This window comes from Microcystis sp. M53603_WE2 (assembly GCF_030065435.1).
This window is the reverse complement of sequence record NZ_JASJFF010000131.1, coordinates 1-3,225: the sequence shown is the minus strand read 5'-3', so window position 1 is coordinate 3,225 and position 3,225 is coordinate 1. Positions and strand designations below refer to the sequence as shown.

The following is a 3,225-nucleotide window of genomic DNA, read 5'->3' as shown; positions in this document are numbered from 1 at the left end:
TTAGTCCTCTTAACAAGATTAGTTTTCGCTAAATGTTAAACACAGAATGATTGCCAGGCCTAGTAGGCTAGACCCATACTGCGGGTGGTTTCTGCTCCGAGATAAACCCGAATGCTTAGGAAATCCGTCGGACAAGCCGTTTCGCAACGTTTACAACCAATACAGTCTTCCGTGCGGGGGGAAGAGGCAATCTGGGCAGCTTTACAGCCATCCCAAGGAACCATTTCCAGCACGTCGAGGGGACAAGCCCGAACGCATTGGGTGCAACCGATACAGGTATCGTAAATTTTAACGCTATGAGACATTGAATTATGACTCCTTACCGAGTGTTCTCCATGTTAAATTTCGGGTTTATCGGTTAGTTTACCTTACAGCGATCTGTTCATCGCTCGATCGGTGACATAACTTTAAACTCTGTAACACTTGGGGCCAAATGGCGATCGCTAGTCAGGGATCGGGCAATTCTAAAATAGCCTTAAAGAATTGCTTGCCGGGGTTACGGGGGGAACCGAAAAAGGTAATCTGGATCGCAAGATAATTTATTTCGTTTGCCAGTATGACAGAAATAGCGATCGAATCGATCCTACAGGAAAATCGGCTGTTTCCTCCCAGTGCCGAATTTGCCCAGAATGCCACCATTAAAAGCTTTGAAGAATACCAGCAACTCTACGCCAAAGCCAAGGCCGATCCCCAGGCTTTTTGGGGACAATTAGCCGAAAAAGAACTATATTGGTTTGAAAAATGGTCAGAGATTCTTGACTGGCAGCCCCCCTTTGCTAAATGGTTCGTCAACGGCAAGATTAATATTTGTTACAACTGTATTGACAGACATCTCACCACCTGGAGACGTAATAAAGCCGCCATCATCTGGGAAGGAGAACCGGGAGACAGCCGCACCATTACCTACGAACAGCTACACCGAGAAGTGTGTCAATTTGCCAACGCTTTAAAGGAATTAGGCGTAAAAAAAGGCGATGTGGTCGGAATTTATCTGCCAATGATTCCCGAAGCTGCCATCGCTATGTTAGCCTGTGCCAGAATTGGTGCGCCCCACAGTGTCGTTTTTGGGGGATTTAGTGCCGATGCTTTGCGCGATCGTCTTAATGATGCGGCCGCTAAGGTGGTAATCACTGCCGATGGTGGTTTCCGCAAGGATAAAGTCGTTGCCCTCAAGGAACAGGTAGATCTGGCTCTAGCCGATAATAGCGCCCCCAGTGTGGAAAAAGTTCTCGTTGTCCAGCGCAGCAAGGAACCCATCAATATGGTTGCCGATCGCGATTACTGGTGGCATGATCTACAAAAACAGGTATCTGCTAACTGTCCGGCCGAACCCATGGATAGCGAAGATATGTTATTTATCCTCTACACCAGTGGTTCCACCGGCAAACCGAAAGGAGTCGTCCACACCACCGGCGGTTATAATCTCTACACCCATGTCACCTGCAAATGGATTTTTGACCTGAAAGACACCGATGTTTACTGGTGTACTGCCGATGTGGGGTGGATTACCGGCCATAGTTATATCGTTTACGGACCGCTTTCCAATGGTGCAACCACGGTAATGTATGAAGGGGTTCCCCGTCCCTCTAATTTAGGCTGTTTTTGGGATGTCATCGAGAAATATCGGGTTAATATCTTTTATACTGCCCCCACTGCTATCCGCGCTTTTATCAAAATGGGTGAAGATATCCCCAATAGCCGGGATTTATCCTCTTTGCGCTTACTGGGAACTGTGGGAGAACCGATTAACCCAGAAGCGTGGATGTGGTATCACCGGGTTATCGGTAAAGAAAAATGTCCGATTGTCGATACTTGGTGGCAAACGGAAACCGGGGGGATTATGATTACTCCCTTACCCGGGGCAATTGCCACCAAACCGGGGTCAGCAACCCTACCTTTCCCCGGTATTATGGCCGAAGTGGTGGACTTAGACGGTAATCCCACCCAAGCGAATGAGGGGGGTTATCTGGTGGTCAAACATCCCTGGCCCGGTATGATGCGAACAGTTTATAAAAATCCCGATCGCTTCCGCAATACCTACTGGGAACATATCGCCCCCAAAGATGGCCAATATCTCTATTTTGCCGGGGATGGTAGCCGTCAGGACGAAGACGGTTATTTCTGGGTAATGGGGCGCGTCGATGACGTGATGAGCGTTTCTGGCCACCGTTTAGGGACAATGGAGATCGAATCAGCTTTAGTATCCCATCCCGCGGTAGCGGAGGCGGCTGTGGTGGGACGACCGGATGAAATTAAAGGGGAAGAAGTCTATGCTTTTGTGACTCTCGAGGGGCATTATGAAGCGAGTCCGGAGTTAGCGCAAGCATTAAAGGATCACGTTGTCAAGGAAATTGGCATTATTGCTCGACCGGGAGAAATCCGTTTTACCGATGTACTGCCAAAAACGCGATCGGGTAAAATTATGCGTCGTCTCTTGCGAACTTTAGCATCAGGTCAAGAGATTTCTGGTGATACTTCTACTCTAGAAGATCGATCGGTTTTGGACAAATTGCGCCAAGGTGCCTAATTTAATTGCCGGTTTTTCCTAGTAGTTAGGGTGAGGAATAAGAGTTAATCTTATCTCACTCTAACGGGAGTGATGCTCGGTGAATATATTTGCTCAAGCACCAAAGCTAAGTAGTTGGACAAAAGTAAAGTTAACTGTGGGGTAAGGATTCAGGATTCAGGAGTCAGTAAGAATTGCGGCAATTTACATTTATTAAGATAGACAAAAGAATTTATGTCCGACTACTTATAGCTAATAATAAATCCTGTTTAAAAGGTATAGGGGAAGTGGGAAGTGGGAAAAAACAATCCATAACTTGGGAGTTAATCACACGATTAAAAACGGATTTGGTATAATAATAAAGATAAGAGCGAATTGAAATTATAGGAGTTTAATCAATGACCACCACCACTACTACCGATAATGATTTAAAAAGACTAGAAGATTTAATCCTCAATGGACAGAAGATAATCGAACATCGATTCAACGAAATCGACAATCGACTCACTACCATGGAAACTCGACTCACTACCATGGAAACTCGACTCACTACCATGGAAACTCGACTGATTGAGGTTGACAATCGATTGAAGGTGATCGAGAATGGACAAGCGGAAATGAAAGCTGATGTCAAAACTGTTCAAAAAGATACTACCGATTTAAAGATTGAACTCACGGAAGTTAAAGGTGATATTAAAACTCTTGATAGTAAATTTGAT

At 45.6% G+C, this 3,225-nt stretch carries 3 protein-coding genes; 2 read left to right on the top strand and 1 reads right to left on the bottom strand.

Annotation, left to right across the window (positions count from 1 at the left end):
* Positions 1-59: 59 nt before the first annotated feature.
* Positions 60-305 (bottom strand): photosystem I iron-sulfur center protein PsaC, encoded by a 246-nt coding sequence (psaC, locus tag PX481_RS03110; protein WP_002734319.1) that lies wholly within the window; start codon positions 303-305, stop codon positions 60-62.
* Positions 306-556: 251 nt separating this feature from the next.
* Here psaC and acs point away from each other — a divergent pair, with 251 nt between their 5' ends.
* Together acs and PX481_RS03100 are read left to right on the top strand one after the other, a co-directional pair.
* Complete coding sequence (acs, locus tag PX481_RS03105; RefSeq protein WP_002756677.1) at positions 557-2,527, top strand: acetate--CoA ligase; 1,971 nt, start codon at positions 557-559, stop codon at positions 2,525-2,527.
* Positions 2,528-2,904: 377 nt separating this feature from the next.
* Positions 2,905-3,225: hypothetical protein (locus PX481_RS03100; RefSeq protein WP_288093631.1), on the top strand; the 321-nt coding region annotated here is incomplete at its 3' end.

Bases quoted from the DNA above. Each gene is read 5' to 3' on its own strand.
- acs (WP_002756677.1), top strand. From the start codon at position 557: ATGACAGAAATAGCGATCGAATCGATCCTACAGGAAAATCGGCTGTTT.
- psaC (WP_002734319.1), bottom strand. From the start codon at position 305: ATGTCTCATAGCGTTAAAATTTACGATACCTGTATCGGTTGCACCCAA.